The following is a 14359-nucleotide window of genomic DNA, read 5'->3' as shown; positions in this document are numbered from 1 at the left end:
AGTGTTCACAAGACGTGTGGGTTCAAGTCCCACCGACCGCACCATTTTTTCTTTACAATTTGATAGTCACGCGGTCGTGGCGGAATGGCAGACGCGCTAGCTTCAGGCGCTAGTGATGGCAACATCGTGGAGGTTCAAGTCCTCTCGACCGCACCATTTAACTTCATATCATGCGGTTGTGGCGGAATTGGCAGACGCGCTACTTTGAGGGGGTAGTGTTCACAAGACGTGTGGGTTCAAGTCCCACCAACCGCACCATTCTACGATAAGTTGAGATTTCTGGTATTGAACTGGAAGGTTTATTTTAAAAGCGGTGGTATTCCTTGTGATACCGTCGCTTTTGTTATATTCTTAGAGAGAGAGGGGAATAGAATGTCTCTAACTACGTCCTATTTGACGTCTATAAAAAACCTTGATAGCATTATAAATTCTGTTATCAATGCAAAAGCGCCAGATAAATTTACTACAAGATTTTTGGAGGATTTAGGATTTAAAAGCAGTAATGATCGTTTAATAATTGGGGTTTTTAAGGCCTTGGGACTCATAGATGATAACGGACAACCATTACAGCGATACTATGAGTTTCTTGATCAAACGCAAACAAAGAAAATTTTAGCCATTGGTATTCAAGAAGCATACGAGGATCTCTTTAATCTACGCAAAGATGCACAGACTCTTTCGAATGATGAAATAAAAAATAAACTCAAAACACTTACACAGGGACAAAAGAGTGAAAAGGTAATTTCTCTTATGGCTGCTACTTTTCGTGCTCTCTGTGATTTAGCCGATTGGACAGATATACCTATTGAAAAACCTGATTTTACAGTACGAGATACATCGGCTATGATACCCACACAACAGGAAGTAGACCAAACAGCGGTGATGTCAGGTGGGAGTACAAAGATGAATTTACATTATAACATTCAAATTCATCTTCCTGAAACAACAAACGCGGCTGTTTACGATGTTATCTTTCAAAGTCTAAAAAAACATTTAGTTTGAGTGGCGAGGTATAATCTAACTATGGAGGATAAATTATATGCATTTATTATGCGTGGAGAATTGACTAAGGTTGCATTAAATAAAACGGAAGTTATAGGCAGACACTCATCTTCAGATTTTCTCTCACAAGAATATATGAAGAGTTTATCATTAGATTTATTGGACGATGAGTGTGTTAACTCTGCAAAAGTTATGGCTACAGTATATACTGCAATTGCTGCTTTTGAAAATATGGTTCGAAAATTTGTTGTAAAAATCTTGCTGGAACATAAAGGTGAGAGTTGGTGGGGGCAATGTGTATCAGAAAAAATTCGTAGGTCTGCAGAAACCAGAAAAAAGGATGAAGAAAAAATTAAATGGCACTCACATAGAGGGGAGTTAATGATAAATTATGTAAATTTTGGAGACCTTGCTTCTATTATGGCTCAAAATTATGAATTGTTTGAAGATTATATTGTTTCAATTGATTGGTCAAAACAAATATTTTCTACATTAGAGCGTTCACGAAACGTTATCATGCACAGTGGTGAACTTGGTAGACGAGATATAGAGCGGATTGGAACTAATATACGAGATTGGATTAGCCAAGTCGGTGTATAATGAAAAGCCCTCTTTTCACTATTTGTTTATGGAATAGATCTTGGTTATACTAATGTAGGTGAGGTGTACTAAAAAGAAAATTATTACTTTTATGTGTTGAAATCCTACTACAGAATGAATGGTAGGCGTTAGATCCAATGCCTGTAAGATGGTATAAATGTAGTATATTTAGGGCGCTATGGCACTGGATACGGAAGAAGCACGTCGGGCATTGTATCGAGAAATCGTTCAGAGTTTAACATTGATGGACGACATCTTTATGACGGCGGTGTTTCAGGACAGCCTTCCCTGTGTCGATCTGGTTTTGCAGATTATCTTGGAGAAGCCGAATCTTCGCGCGACGAGAGTCGTTGTGCAGGACACGCTGAAGAATCTGCATGGTCATGACGTGCGGCTTGATATTCATGCATTTGCGGATGGGCAGGAGTTTAATATCGAAATCCAACGCGCGAAAAGGGGTGCAGAACCATGTAGGGCACGATATCACAGTAGTATGATGGACGCGAATGCCCTGCCTGAGGGAACGGATTATAAAAAGCTGCCGGAATCGTATGTAATCTTTATTACGGAGACGGATGTACTTGGGAAGGGGAACCCGCTCTATGTGATACGCCGAACGATTGAAGGGGATGGGGAGCCCTTTGGCGACGGTTCGCATATTATCTATGTGAATGCCTCGCTTGTGGATAATACCCCTCTTGGTAATCTGATGCACGATTTTCAATGCGTTCAGCCCGATGAGATGTACTATCCTGTTCTTGCAGAGAGGGCAGGAGCGTTTAAGAATACAGAGAAAGGAGAGATTTATATGAGCTCGAAGTGGGAACAGTTTGTTCAGGAGATCAGCAAAGAGGCGATGGAGCGTGGCATGGAACGTGGTATGGAGCGCGGTGCGGAAAAGGCGTATCTTTCTTCGATTCGAGCAATGATGGAAAAACTGTCGGTTACGGCGGAGAAGGCGATGGATGTGCTTGCGATCCCACAGTCGGAGTGGAGCAGGTACAAGGCGATGCTTTGAGAACTAATTGTGACATATATAAAGACCCCGTCGACAATCATGCCGACGGGGTTTTTGTGTAGGAGAATCAAGACGCCCTTTCTCTCATGTGTCAGAACTGCCAAGCGAACCCGGCACGGAAGTTGACGCCGCGCAGCTTGCCGACCCAGCCCTCGACGGAGAGGTCTGCGGTGGAGTTTGCGCTCATCTGCGTTTTCCAGCCGAGCTCGAGGCTGCCGGAGAAGCCCTTCAGCGACGGAGACGGCGAGGTGTAGCTCATGCCGCCCGCGCGATGGTAGGTCGCGCTCGCATCGCCGCCGAACTCATACTGTGCGGACGCGCCAAGGATGAACGAACCGCCTCCACGCGGGAACATCCAACGTTGTCCTGCACGCAGGATATGACTGTTGACGGCGGAGAAGCTGTAGCGGTCGCCCGTGGAGAGCGTTGCATCCGTACCTCCCTGCCACGTGAAGAAGTAGCGCGCATAGATCTCGCGCGTAGTCTTGTCGTTCATCGTCACGCGGTTGCCGATGCCCAGATGTGCGCCGACGTAGTTCGCGCTCGTGTCGTAGGACGTATGCCGCGGGGTGCCGCCCACATTGAGCGTTGCGCTGTAGTCCATGTTCGAACGCCCCGCGCGCAGACTTGCCTCGGCGAACACGCCGCTTGGCTGCTCCCAGCGGAGGAAACCGCCGCCGCCGACATAGCGGACGGAGCCGTCGCCGTGTGCCGCGTTCACATAGCTGTCGTAGCTGCCGCGCCCGTACTCGACGATGGGGCCAAAGATCAGGCGCTCATCCCCGCGCTTCACCTCGCGCGAGAAGCCGACGGCGAGGTTCATGCCCTTGAGGTCAACGTGCGAGCCCGTCTTGACGCGCATGGAGGAGCCGCTCATCGCTGCAAATGGGGCAAAGCCCTCGGCTGCTGCCTCCTCGATGGACGCACTCGACATCCCCAAGCCCGTAAAGAGATTCATGCCCGAGCCGATAAAGGCGACCGAGCCTGCCATCGTCTCAGCGAGCGACTTCGCATGATCACCGATCAGTCGGAAGCCGCCGTCGTAGGGCGTCTCCGGCGGCAGTGCGGGCGGTGTCGGCGGAGGTGTGACGATCCCACCCGGCGGTGTAATCGGCGGCGAGCCAGGTTGCGTCGGCGGGGTCGCCCCCGATGGCAGCGGCTTCTCGTCAGGCTTCGGCGCCGACGGTACGGGTACCGGAACACCCGCATCGGTTGTGACGCCGTCACGCCGCACGATCAGCTCCTTCTTGTTCGTCGTCACACTGATGCGTTCCGTACCGGAGATGCCCTCATGCACAGTCATCGTGGCTGTGCCATCATTGAGAATCTCCGCATTTACCGTATGGAGAAGGCGGATGCGGTTCGGGAGCGAGGTGCTGCCCTGCAGATGGGCATCGACCGTCTTGCCGCTGAGGTCGATGTTCCTCGTATCGTCCCTGACATAGAGCATCGTATCATCTTCGGTGATGTCGCTCGGAACGTAGAACGCGAATCGGTTGAATCCCTCCACGCTCTTCACCGTGATATTCTTCGTGTTTTTCAGGACGAGCTCATTGTCGGCTGCATAGGCCCCCGCGCCGCCGACGCGGTGCCGATAGCCGTAGAGACTTGCGAAGGAGAGATCATTTGCGCCCGAGATCTCGATCTTATTGTGGTGAACCTCCTCATGGACATCGTTTGGATCCGCTGCGAGATCGCCCAGAGCCGCGCCTGCGTAGATGTTGCCGCGATAGGTGCCGCCGTGGATGTAGAGCTCGTTGTAATTGGACTTGAGGTAGACATTGCCCGTGTCGGAGCCACCCTGCGCCATGCCGCCGTAGACATCCCCATCATACGTCGTGCCATTCATCAGGTGGGTAATGTTCCCCGATGCCTCCGCTTCTGCGCTGTGATTGCCCGTCGCTCTTGCCTCGGCAGAGCCGCCGAAGAGATGCCCTTGGAACCGCGTGGTGTCGCCGTACACCCAGAGGCGGTTGTCAACGGCATTTGCCGCGCTGCCTGCAGACGTGTTCCGCGCAAAGCTTCTGCCGCTCGTCACGTCCTCACGGAACGTGCCGGCACGGATGGTGAGCTGGTTGCTGTTTGCCTCGGCTTTTGGTTCAGCGACATTGTTCGTCTCGATCGTACTGTAGCCCGCCGCGCTCTTGTCGGTGAATGTCCCTGCGCCTGCACCCACCCAGACCTTGTTCTCGTTCGCCTTTGCGGTGCTGTGGGTCACCGATTCACCGGGCGCGAGCTGCTTGCCCTCGGCGTAGCCGCCGATGAAGTTCTTTGCCCCCGCGGAGACGGCCAGCTTGTTCTTGTTGGCGCTCGCATTGAACTCCCTCTTTGCCTCGGCATACGCCGAGCCGCCGTAGAGTCTCGCGCCGTACGTGCCTCCCAAGGCGTGGACGGTGTTCTCGTTCGCTGCGGCATTCGTGACGCTGTCCGCCGCCGTCGTCGTATTCCGGGCAAAGCTCCTGCCGCCCGCCACATCCTCGTTGAACGTGCCGTCCTGCAGGAGAACTTCGTTCCTTGCTGCGGCAGCAGACAGCAGCTTCGTATTGTTCGCTGTGATATGGACGTAACCGCCCGCGCTCTTGTCGGTGAATGTACCGGTGGAGCGGATCTCCATACTGTTCTCGTTCGCCGTGCCCGTGCTCTGGAGGACGTAGGTGCCGCTGTCTCGCTGCGTGCCGTCGGCATAGCCGCCGATGAAGCTGCGTGCGCCGCCCCTCAGACTGAGCAAGTTCTCGCTTGCCAGTACGTCAAAGGTACCCTTTGCCTCGGCAGATGCAAGACCTCCCATGATGTCCTGCATGACGTTCGTCTCGGTGGAGAGGTAGTTCTTCGTCGCCTGTGCCACAGCGCTGCCGTTCTCGGACACTGCTTTGGTAGTGCCGCTGTAGATGTCGTACTGATAGGTGCCTATATTCACATACATCTCGTTCTCGTGCGCTGCGGCCTCCGCTCTGCCATCGGTCGTCCACGCCAGGGCAGATCCGCCCAGCAGGTCGCCTTCGAGCGTGTCCGCCTTTGACCAGACCTTGTTCTTGTTTGCCTCCGCCCGCGCGATGCTGTCCGCACCTGTGCGGGAATTTACCGCCTGGCTCATGCCGCCATAGGTGAGGCGGAGGGTGCCGCCCCCGATGGAGAACTCGTTCTCGTTCGCCGCTCCGCGCAGCTCGGTGACATGGCTGTCACTGAGCTCACTCCAGCCGCCTACACTCCGATCTGTGAATTCACCGGAGCCTGGCGCGATCCAGACCTTGTTCCGATTTGCCTCCGTCGTGCTGAGCGGGGCAGCTACCGCAGTCCCGGAAGATGCCGAATGACTCCATGCAAATCCGCCAATGAGCTCGTTATGTACGCTTGCTCTGACGTTGACCACATTCTCATTTGCCTGTGCGCTGCGGATGCGCCCGTTGCCGGTCACTGCCATGCCTCCCTGCAGACGGAATACCCTAGCACTTGTATTAATCGTCAGATGATTTCGCAGTGCCTTTGCCGCAGCCGTCTGGAGGGAGTCTGCACCGGCATAACCGCCGGTCATAGAGAAAGTGTAATCGGAAAAGTTGCCGCCCGTAAAGGTGGCGGTATTTTCCTCAGCAAGAGCCTCGGCGCGTGTGTCGTTGTCGCTCCTAGCAAAGCCGCCATCAAGTCCGCCTGACTCGAACGTGCCGCCCGTAACCGTGGCATGGCTGCGGACAACCTCCGCCACGCCCTGTGTGCCGGGCTTTTTAATAATCACCACACCGCCATAGATCAGTGGAGTGAAGTATCCGTTACCCAGAAACGTGCCGCCCGAGATCTCCACCGTGCTGTTCTCCACATGCGCAGTACCGCATTGCTCCAGCTCGATGTTGGTGCCGGTAGCCTCGTGCAGCGTCCCGCTTCGAATGATCGCCTTTCCGTTTGTGATGTTGATGTTCGCAATCGGTACGGACGACTTGAGGTATGTCCCGTAGGCGAAGCTCCATTCCGAGGGGGTTGCCCTTTGGAGGCGGGGCGTATCGCCGCCGCCCGTTCTGCCGACGGTGATGGTGGCGGACGATCCGTCGATGCTGCCCGCAACCCCGTCCTCTGTCACCGTGTCCGATGTGACGGAGGAGGCGACGATGGGATCGGCGTACGCGTACGGGAGCGCGCCGAGCGTCACCGCGCCCGCCGTGAGGGCGGCGAGGATGCGTGGGGCAAGTGTCCGTGATGGGGGACGTTTGCTGCGCTGAGAATGGTGTTTCATGATGATCGACTCCTTTCAAGATCAATACATCCGATGTGGGCACCTTGAATCATGCCGGTTATTCCTCTCCAATCTCACTGTAGCATATTCTCAGAAAAAACGTACTGTAGCAAATAACAGGGTTCAAACGTCCTAGTTTTGCGGAAACCCCAGTGTTTTCAAGGCTGTACGGGTATCGTAGAGAAAAATTTATTTGCGGCTAGTTTTATGGCAAAATTGTGAAAACAAGATGTGATTATTTGTAAATAAATGAGAATGAGGCGTAATGTGTGCAGAAAAAACACTGTTTTTTCAAATGAAATATGGATATAATAGAAAAGGTCTTTTCTGCGAAGGAGGAGCGATGATGCTGCGGCTGCTGGTATTTTGTCTGTTGTTTCTGCTGCCTGTGCGCGTGCTGGCTGCACCCGCTGATCTGCCGTCACGCTGCTTCGTGTGTGCGGCGGCATCGGAGGCGGCGTACAGCGGGGAGCTGCCGGAGCTGCTGCGTGCGCGTCTCGTGGCGGCGGGCTGGCAGATCGCGTCGTATGAGACGGAGGGGCATCGCGGTACGGTCGGACGGTTCTTCCATATGGTGCGGACGGATGAGGATGGCACTGAGACGCATCTGATCGCCTTTCCGGGGACGGAGCGCGGGAGCGATGTGTGGACGGATCTGCGGCTCGGGCGTGCCGCGTTCGGCGGGGACAGTCCTGCAGAGTTCCTTGCTGTGCGCGATATGCGTGTGACGGAGCGCAGCGAGACGCCGCTCGTGCACCGTGGCTTCCTCGACTACTGCCAAGCGGCACTCTTTACGGATGTGCTGCCCGCATACGGCAATCGTACGGCGGGTGAGGTGTTGGCGGATGAGCTGCGTGCACATCCCTCGATGCGGATCTATCTGACAGGGCACAGTCTTGGCGGAGCGGCGGCAGTTCTCGCGGCGGCGCGGCTCTCGGATCTGGGGGTCGCGCCTGAGCAGCTCGTTGTGACGACGTTCGGTGCTCCTGCGGTGGGGAATGCGGCATTTGCACGCCGCTACGAGGGGCGGTTTACGCTGCACCGTGTGGTGATGAGCGGCGATCCGATGAAGGATGTGCTTGCCGCGCCGCTCGGTTTTCACCAGTTCGGGGAGCGTGTCCCGTGGTCGCCCGCGCGGTCTGTGGCGAAGTTCCCGCACGCGATGATGGCCTATGTGGATGCGGCGATTCGTCAGCTCTACGATGCGTACGGCGGGGACAATGCGTTTCTCTTTTTGATGGGGCTGCCGAACCGCACGGAGGGACGGACGCTCTACGCCCTGCCGATTGAGACGGAGCTGGACGATACGCTCGCGGAGGATGCGCCCTATATGATGGCGGTGCTGCGGGACGCGCTCCATGTGCAGAATGCGTCGGTTGTGTTCGCGGCGGGCGGTGGTGGGCTCTCGGCGGATGGGCTGCTCAGCGGGCTCAGCAGTCACCTCGCAGCGGCACGCGCGGCGGGCGCGGAGCAGATGGTCGCCTATCGGATTGCGGGGGCGAAGATCCGCGATGCACGTGAGACGTACCGTCTGACGCTGGAGCGTGTGGTGTATGATAGGGACGGCAATCTGATTGCGGCAGGCTCGCACTCGGCACGGACGGGGACGCTGACGCCGATTGAGACGGTGTTGTATCTGTTTGCGCAGGACTGAGGGGGTATCCCTATCGTCACACCGTGGACTGTGAAAGCCTCCCCCCGTGCGGCACGGGGGAGGTGGCACGTGTCAGCGTGACGGAAGGGGTGCCTTGGCCAATGGGGGATCACTGACTTCATGCGTGACTACAAGACAAAAACAAAGCAGTATGCGAAAGAACTGCGGCAACACATGACACCCGAAGAACGGCGTCTCTGGTACGATTTTCTGTCACAGAATTCTTGTCATTTTCGTCGTCAGCAGCCCATCGGAAACTACATTGCAGATTTCTATGCGCCATCAATTCGACTTGTCGTTGAGGTGGATGGCAGTCAGCATTTCGAGGAATCGGGACAGCGCTATGATGCCGCTCGACGCGAATTTTTGAGACAACAGGGCGTTCGTGTGCTTCGCTTTACAAATGAGCAAATTCAAAGACGATTTCCCTCTGTCTGCGAGGCGGTTGAACGGGCGATTGCTGATATTCGTGGAGGAAAAGAGCTTGGCGACGTAGAAGATGATGGGCATGTGTACTGATTGATGTCAGAGCGTCAGACGAGCTGGAGGCACTTTGGACGTTGGTGTGTTTCTGATGATAAGGCGTCGCTTGTGTCACAGGCGCCCCTATCGCCTCACTATGCTCGCCACTTCCCCCGCATCGGCGGGGGAAGCTAATATGGCGTGATGGGCGTATGCTGAAAGCCTCCGCGTTGCCGCGAAGGAAGCTAATATGGCGTAAGCTAAAGCCTCCCCCGTGCGGCACGGGGGAGGTGGCACGCGTCAGCGTGACGGAAGGGGCGCCTTGGTCGATTTGTGGTTTTCTGTCGTGAGAGAGTCGAATGAGTTAGAGGTGCCCCTATCGGCTCGCGTTGCTCGCCATTCCCCCGCATCGGCGGGGGAATGGCGTATAAGGGAAGGACGAAACGATGGCAGTAGAAGATCTGTGGCAGCTGTTCGATATCATCGGTACGCTTGCCTTTGCGGTGTCGGGGGCACTGGTCGGCATCTCGCGCCGTATGGATATTTTCGGGATCTCGGTGCTGGCCCTGGCGACGGCGGTCGGTGGCGGTATGGTGCGCGATATGCTGGTCGGCATTACACCGCCGATGGCGCTGCGCGATACGACGAACTTCCTCCTCTCGGTGGGTGTCGCGCTCCTAACCTCCTTCCTCTATCAGTGGACGGCACTGCATCGGATGCGGCGCCAGCGCCTCCTCACGATGTTCAACGTGTCCGATACGATCGGTCTAGCTGCCTTTACGATCACGGGCGCACTGACGGGCGTGCGCGTCGGCGGCGAGGACAGCTATGTGCTGCCGATCCTGCTCGCGGCGACAACGGCGGTGGGCGGCGGCATGATCCGCGATGTGCTTGCCCAGCGGATGCCCGTGGTGCTCTACGCCGAGGTCTATGCGGCAGCATCACTTGTCGGCGCGTTCGTCTTCTGCACACTGCGCTTTGCGCTCGGCGTGGAGGCGGACTCGTGGCTCGCGTTTGCCCTCGTCCTCCTCATCCGCTTTGCGGCGATTCACTGGAACTGGAGCCTCTATCACCCACGCCCGCCGAAGCGGCATCGTGACGATGATGTGAAGGAGTAAAACAAAGGCGCTCTTCGATGGAAGGGCGTCTTTGTTTTATAGAAATTTTTCACTCCGCAAAATTTTCCTACTTTTGTCCTGATTGCGTTCTTTGCGTTCGACTAGTATACTACATACAACGGGAGGATGCAGAATGTGATTAAGAAGGTATCCTACAAGGATCAGGTGTATCAGTATCTCAAGACGGCGCTCATCAAGGGCGATCTGCGGACGGGTGAGATCTACTCGGAGCAGCAGATCGCGGATCAGCTGAATGTGTCGCGTACGCCTGTGCGTGAGGCGGTGATCCGTCTGACGAACGAGGGGATGCTCGAGGTACACGCAAACCGAGGCTGGATGGTGCGCCCCGTGTCGGAGGATGATCTGCGCGAGATTGTTGCTGCGCGGATTGCGATCGAGGGCTACAGCATCCGCTGGCTCACCGTGCAGGCGCCGGAGTCCGTGCGGCAGCGAACGCTCGCCCGCATGGGCACGGTGCAGGAAAAGAGCAGGCCGTACATTGCGGGCGACAGCATGCACTATGAGTTCATGAAGCTCGATACGACGTTCCACACGCTGCTGGTTGCGGCAACGGGGAACAGCTATCTCATCCGCATCCACGAGCAGATGCGCACGAAGCTGGAGCAGGCAATCTTCACCTCGCTGCATCACCGCCGTCGCCATGCGGAGGCGTGGGAGGAACACGCGGCGATTCTCGCGGGCATCGGGCGGCGCGATGAGGCGGAGGCAATGCGCTCGTTCATGGTGCATATGGGCGCGACGGCGCGCGTGTTCGGCGTACCGCAGTAGGACGCCCCATATTACAGAGTCAAAAGGAGTTCGGGCAGTGTCCCGCTCTTTTTATAGAATAAGTAGTATACTACATACTATAAAGAGCCGTTATTTTAGATGGGAGGAACGGATGATGAAGAACGTTGGTTTTATTGGGCTCGGGATTATGGGCAAGCCCATGGTGCGCAATCTGATGAAGGCGGGCTTTGCGGTCACGGTGTTCGATGTCGTGGCGGACGCCGTGCAGGTGATGGTTGCGGCGGGCGCAAAGGCTGCCGCATCGGTGAAGGAGGCGGCGACGGGCGCGGACATGGTGATCACAATGGTGCCGAACGGCGCGATTGTGCGCAGCATCCTGAGCGGCGCGGACGGCGTGCTCGCGGGTGCGGCAAAGGGGACGATCATTGCGGACATGAGCTCGGTGACGCCCGTCGAGTCAAAGGAGTTTGCGGCACTTGCGGCGGAGCATGGCTGCGATTTCCTCGATGCGCCGGTCAGCGGCGGTGAGCCTGGTGCTGTGGACGGCTCTCTTGCGATCATGGTCGGCGGCGATGCGGCGGTGCTCGAGAAGGCGCGCCCTGTCTTTGCGGCAATGGGAAAGACGATCACGCTCGTGGGGCCGAATGGCAGCGGCTCGGTGACGAAGCTTGCGAATCAGGTCATTGTGAATCTCAACATTGCGGCGGTCTCGGAGGCACTCATCCTTGCGACAAAGGCGGGTGCCGATCCGAAGAAGGTCTACGAGGCGATCCGCGGGGGTCTTGCGGGCAGCACGGTGCTCGATGCGAAGGCGCCGATGATGTATTCGCGGAACTTTAAGCCCGGCGGGCCGATTGCAATCAACCTCAAGGACATCACGAACGTCATGGACACGGCGAAGGGCATGGAGTTGCCGTTGATCCTGACGGGCGTCCTGCAGCAGATCATGCACAGTCTCAAGGCAACGGGGCATCTGATGGACGACCACAGCGGCATTGTGCAGTTCTATGAGAACATCTCCGGCGTTGTGGTCAAGTCGGACGAGGCGTGAGGAGGACGGCGATGAAGGTATCGAAGGACGAACTCTTTGCAAAGATTCCGACGGTCGACGAGGCGGCGGTGGATGCGGCGCTCGCGGCGGAGCGCACAGGATTTGACCGCAAGATCATCGTGCTCGACGACGACCCGACGGGCGTGCAGACGGTGAACGGCATCCACGTCTATACGGACTGGTCGGAGGAGAGCATTGCTGAGGGCTTTGCCGAGAAGAACGCCATGTTCTTTATTCTTACGAACTCGCGTGCATTTCAGGCGAAGCAGACGGGGGAGGAGCACTGGAAGATTGCCGAGCGCGTGGCGGCAGAGGCAAAGCGGACGGGCAAGCAGTTCATGCTCATCAGCCGCGGCGACTCGACGCTGCGCGGGCACTATCCGCTCGAGACGGCGACGCTCGCGCACGCGCTTGAGGAGAGCGGGGAGCGCATCGACGGCGAGGTGCTCATGCCGTTCTTCAAGGAGGGCGGGCGCTTTACGATTGACGATGTGCACTATGTGCAGGAGGGCGCGGAGCTGACACCGGCGGGCGCGACGGAGTTCGCGCGGGACAAGACGTTCGGCTATTATGCCTCGGATCTGAAGGAATACATCGAGGAGAAGACGCAGGGCGCGTTCCGTGCCGCCGATGTTGTCAGCATCTCCCTCGCAGATCTGCGTGCTGTGCGCGTGGATGCGATCGTCAGTCAGCTGATGGCGGTCACGGATTTCCGCAAGGTTGTCGTGAATGCGGTCGACTATGTGGACGTGAAGGTGTTTGCAATCGCGATGATGCGTGCGATGAAGGCGGGCAAGAATTTCATGTTCCGCACGGCGGCAGCATGGACGAAGGTCATCGGCGGCGTTGCCGACAAACCGCTGCTGGGACGGGATGAGCTTGTCGTCAAGGGGAACAAAAACGGCGGCCTCATCATCATCGGCTCGCATGTGAAGAAGACGACGGAGCAGTTCGAGAAGCTGCGTGAGCTGAAAGATGTGAAATTCATCGAGTTCCATCACCTGCTCGTGCTCGCCCCGCCAAAGCTTGCGGAGGAGCTGAAGCGCGTCATCGCAGAGACAGAGGAGGCGATCCGCAGCGGCGTAACGGTCGCAGTCTACACGGGGCGCGAGCGCTTCGACGCCGGCTCCGAGGAGGAGTCGCTGCGTGTCGCCGTGCAGATCTCGGATGCAATCACGAGCATCGTGCACCGCCTCAGCGTCCAGCCCGCCTTCCTCATCGCGAAGGGTGGCATCACATCCAGCGATGTTGGAACGAAGGGCCTCTCCGTGCGCCGCGCGCTCGTTCTCGGACAGGTTGCGCCCGGCATTCCCGTGTGGCAGACGGGACCCGAGAGCAAGTTCCCGGGCATGAGCTACATCATCTTCCCGGGCAACGTCGGTGCGGTCGAGACGCTGCGCGACGTGGTTGCCATGCTGCTGTGAGTTTCGTACGTTTCGGAAACTGATTTGTGCGATGCTCCTAAGCAAACCCTAGTGGAGCAAGCACAGACTCGTTTTGCAACTTGTTTAAGGAGGGGAAAATATGCTCGGTGTACTGCTGGCAATCTTCTTTGTGGCACTGCTTTTCGTGCTCGTTTCGATCATCAAGTTCAAGCTTCATCCGTTCCTCGCGCTGCTCCTCGGCGGCCTCCTCATGGGCATCCTCGCGGGGATGCCGCTCGACAAGACCGCGGCCGCGATGGCGGCGGGATTCGGCGGGACGATGCAGGGGATCGGCATCATCCTCGCCATCACGGGCGCGGGCGGTGCATTCGGCAAGATCATCAACGAGACGGGCATCGGCAAGCAGCTCGTCGAGGGCATGACGGGGCTGACGGACGGCTCGGGAGCGCTGATCCTCATTGCGGCATTCATCATCAGTCAGGTGCTCCGCGCTGCGCAGGGCTCAACCACCGTCGCGCTCGTGACGACGGCGGCGATCTTTGCGCCCGTTGTGGCGAATATGCAGGGCGTGTCGCCGCTACTCGCCTCGCTCGCGATCTGCGCGGGCGGCATCGGTCTGTCTCTGCCGAACGACTCGGGATTCTGGGTCATCAACCGCTTCGGCAGATTCGATGTGCCGAGCACGATGCGCGTCTGGACGGTCGGCGGCACACTCTCCGGCGTGACGGCGCTCATCGTCGTCCTCATCCTCAGCATGTTCACAAACTCGCTGCCGGGTCTGCTGTAAAGGACGGTTGCCATGCTGGTAAATCTGAGAGAAATTGTAACCTTCGCGGAGAATGTCGCCCATACGCGCGCGGCATCGCCAAGATCAACGTCAATACGGAGATCTCGCAGGGGGTTGTCGCGCAGACGGCGGAGCTGCTCGCGCACGAGCGGCCGCATTACTCCGTCCTGTCTCTGCGGCAGGTCGACTACGTGAAGGATGCAGTCAAGAAGTATATTGACATGTTTGGGTGGCGGGAGGCTAATACGCCGTAATGAAAAGCCTCCCCCGCCGATGCGGGGGAGGGGAACCGCGAAGCGGTGGAAGGGGC

The 14359-nt window shown here is 57.0% G+C and carries 11 protein-coding genes and 3 tRNA genes (1 of these 14 cut by a window edge); 13 read left to right on the top strand and 1 reads right to left on the bottom strand.

Features of this window, described 5'->3' with window-relative positions:
- From HMPREF9163_RS12055 to HMPREF9163_RS04775, 6 genes are all read left to right on the top strand, one after another.
- Nucleotides 1-44 (top strand) — tRNA-OTHER (locus tag HMPREF9163_RS12055) (it extends 60 nt beyond the left edge of the window).
- 26 nt (nucleotides 45-70) lie between these two features.
- Nucleotides 71-156, top strand: a tRNA-Leu gene (locus HMPREF9163_RS04790).
- A 16-nt stretch (nucleotides 157-172) separates the two neighbouring features.
- Nucleotides 173-258: transfer RNA gene (locus HMPREF9163_RS04785), tRNA-Leu, on the top strand.
- Between the two features lie 27 nt (nucleotides 259-285).
- Nucleotides 286-1002 (top strand): DUF5343 domain-containing protein, encoded by a 717-nt coding sequence (locus tag HMPREF9163_RS04780; RefSeq protein WP_198142771.1) that lies wholly within the window; start codon nucleotides 286-288, stop codon nucleotides 1000-1002.
- 21 nt (nucleotides 1003-1023) lie between these two features.
- On the top strand, nucleotides 1024-1602 hold the full coding sequence (locus HMPREF9163_RS11710) for a Swt1 family HEPN domain-containing protein (RefSeq protein WP_071606076.1): 579 nt from the start codon (nucleotides 1024-1026) through the stop codon (nucleotides 1600-1602).
- A gap of 178 nt (nucleotides 1603-1780) precedes the next feature.
- On the top strand, nucleotides 1781-2620 hold the full coding sequence (locus tag HMPREF9163_RS04775; protein ID WP_009440552.1) for a PD-(D/E)XK nuclease family transposase: 840 nt from the start codon (nucleotides 1781-1783) through the stop codon (nucleotides 2618-2620).
- Between the two features lie 91 nt (nucleotides 2621-2711).
- Here HMPREF9163_RS04775 and HMPREF9163_RS12375 read toward each other — a convergent pair whose 3' ends face one another.
- Nucleotides 2712-6842, bottom strand: coding sequence for an autotransporter domain-containing protein (locus HMPREF9163_RS12375; protein ID WP_009440551.1), 4131 nt, complete (start codon nucleotides 6840-6842; stop codon nucleotides 2712-2714).
- A gap of 343 nt (nucleotides 6843-7185) precedes the next feature.
- Between HMPREF9163_RS12375 and HMPREF9163_RS04765 the strand changes: the two genes are divergently transcribed.
- The 7 genes from HMPREF9163_RS04765 to HMPREF9163_RS04735 all read left to right on the top strand — a co-directional run bounded on the left by HMPREF9163_RS04765 (nucleotide 7186) and on the right by HMPREF9163_RS04735 (nucleotide 14049).
- Nucleotides 7186-8496, top strand: a complete 1311-nt coding sequence (locus HMPREF9163_RS04765) for a triacylglycerol lipase (RefSeq protein ID WP_037346102.1) — start codon at nucleotides 7186-7188, stop codon at nucleotides 8494-8496.
- Between the two features lie 120 nt (nucleotides 8497-8616).
- Nucleotides 8617-9015 (top strand): endonuclease domain-containing protein, encoded by a 399-nt coding sequence (locus HMPREF9163_RS04760; RefSeq protein ID WP_009440549.1) that lies wholly within the window; start codon nucleotides 8617-8619, stop codon nucleotides 9013-9015.
- 389 nt (nucleotides 9016-9404) lie between these two features.
- The gene (locus HMPREF9163_RS04755; RefSeq protein WP_009440548.1) at nucleotides 9405-10076 is read left to right on the top strand and encodes a trimeric intracellular cation channel family protein; all 672 of its coding nucleotides are present in this window, start codon (nucleotides 9405-9407) and stop codon (nucleotides 10074-10076) included.
- Between the two features lie 126 nt (nucleotides 10077-10202).
- On the top strand, nucleotides 10203-10865 hold the full coding sequence (locus HMPREF9163_RS04750; RefSeq protein ID WP_009440546.1) for a GntR family transcriptional regulator: 663 nt from the start codon (nucleotides 10203-10205) through the stop codon (nucleotides 10863-10865).
- A 115-nt stretch (nucleotides 10866-10980) separates the two neighbouring features.
- Nucleotides 10981-11877, top strand: coding sequence for a 2-hydroxy-3-oxopropionate reductase (gene garR, locus HMPREF9163_RS04745; RefSeq protein WP_198142772.1), 897 nt, complete (start codon nucleotides 10981-10983; stop codon nucleotides 11875-11877).
- An 11-nt stretch (nucleotides 11878-11888) separates the two neighbouring features.
- On the top strand, nucleotides 11889-13301 hold the full coding sequence (locus HMPREF9163_RS04740; protein WP_009440544.1) for a four-carbon acid sugar kinase family protein: 1413 nt from the start codon (nucleotides 11889-11891) through the stop codon (nucleotides 13299-13301).
- 100 nt (nucleotides 13302-13401) lie between these two features.
- Nucleotides 13402-14049 (top strand): GntP family permease, encoded by a 648-nt coding sequence (locus tag HMPREF9163_RS04735; protein WP_009440543.1) that lies wholly within the window; start codon nucleotides 13402-13404, stop codon nucleotides 14047-14049.
- The last annotated feature ends 310 nt before the right edge of the window (nucleotides 14050-14359 follow it).

This window comes from Selenomonas sp. oral taxon 138 str. F0429, assembly GCF_000318175.2.
Lineage (GTDB): Bacteria > Bacillota > Negativicutes > Selenomonadales > Selenomonadaceae > Centipeda > Centipeda timonae.
This window is presented reverse-complemented; position numbering and strand designations above follow the sequence as displayed.

What these genes read in the sequence shown, in the direction of transcription:
- HMPREF9163_RS04760 (WP_009440549.1), top strand. Translation starts at nt 8,617, where the DNA reads ATGCGTGACTACAAGACAAAAACAAAGCAGTATGCGAAAGAACTGCGG.
- HMPREF9163_RS04740 (WP_009440544.1), top strand. Translation starts at nt 11,889, where the DNA reads ATGAAGGTATCGAAGGACGAACTCTTTGCAAAGATTCCGACGGTCGAC.
- HMPREF9163_RS04775 (WP_009440552.1), top strand. Translation starts at nt 1,781, where the DNA reads ATGGCACTGGATACGGAAGAAGCACGTCGGGCATTGTATCGAGAAATC.
- HMPREF9163_RS11710 (WP_071606076.1), top strand. Translation starts at nt 1,024, where the DNA reads ATGGAGGATAAATTATATGCATTTATTATGCGTGGAGAATTGACTAAG.
- HMPREF9163_RS12375 (WP_009440551.1), bottom strand. Translation starts at nt 6,842, where the DNA reads ATGAAACACCATTCTCAGCGCAGCAAACGTCCCCCATCACGGACACTT.
- HMPREF9163_RS04765 (WP_037346102.1), top strand. Translation starts at nt 7,186, where the DNA reads ATGATGCTGCGGCTGCTGGTATTTTGTCTGTTGTTTCTGCTGCCTGTG.
- HMPREF9163_RS04735 (WP_009440543.1), top strand. Translation starts at nt 13,402, where the DNA reads ATGCTCGGTGTACTGCTGGCAATCTTCTTTGTGGCACTGCTTTTCGTG.
- HMPREF9163_RS04750 (WP_009440546.1), top strand. Translation starts at nt 10,203, where the DNA reads ATGCAGAATGTGATTAAGAAGGTATCCTACAAGGATCAGGTGTATCAG.
- garR (WP_198142772.1), top strand. Translation starts at nt 10,981, where the DNA reads ATGAAGAACGTTGGTTTTATTGGGCTCGGGATTATGGGCAAGCCCATG.
- HMPREF9163_RS04755 (WP_009440548.1), top strand. Translation starts at nt 9,405, where the DNA reads ATGGCAGTAGAAGATCTGTGGCAGCTGTTCGATATCATCGGTACGCTT.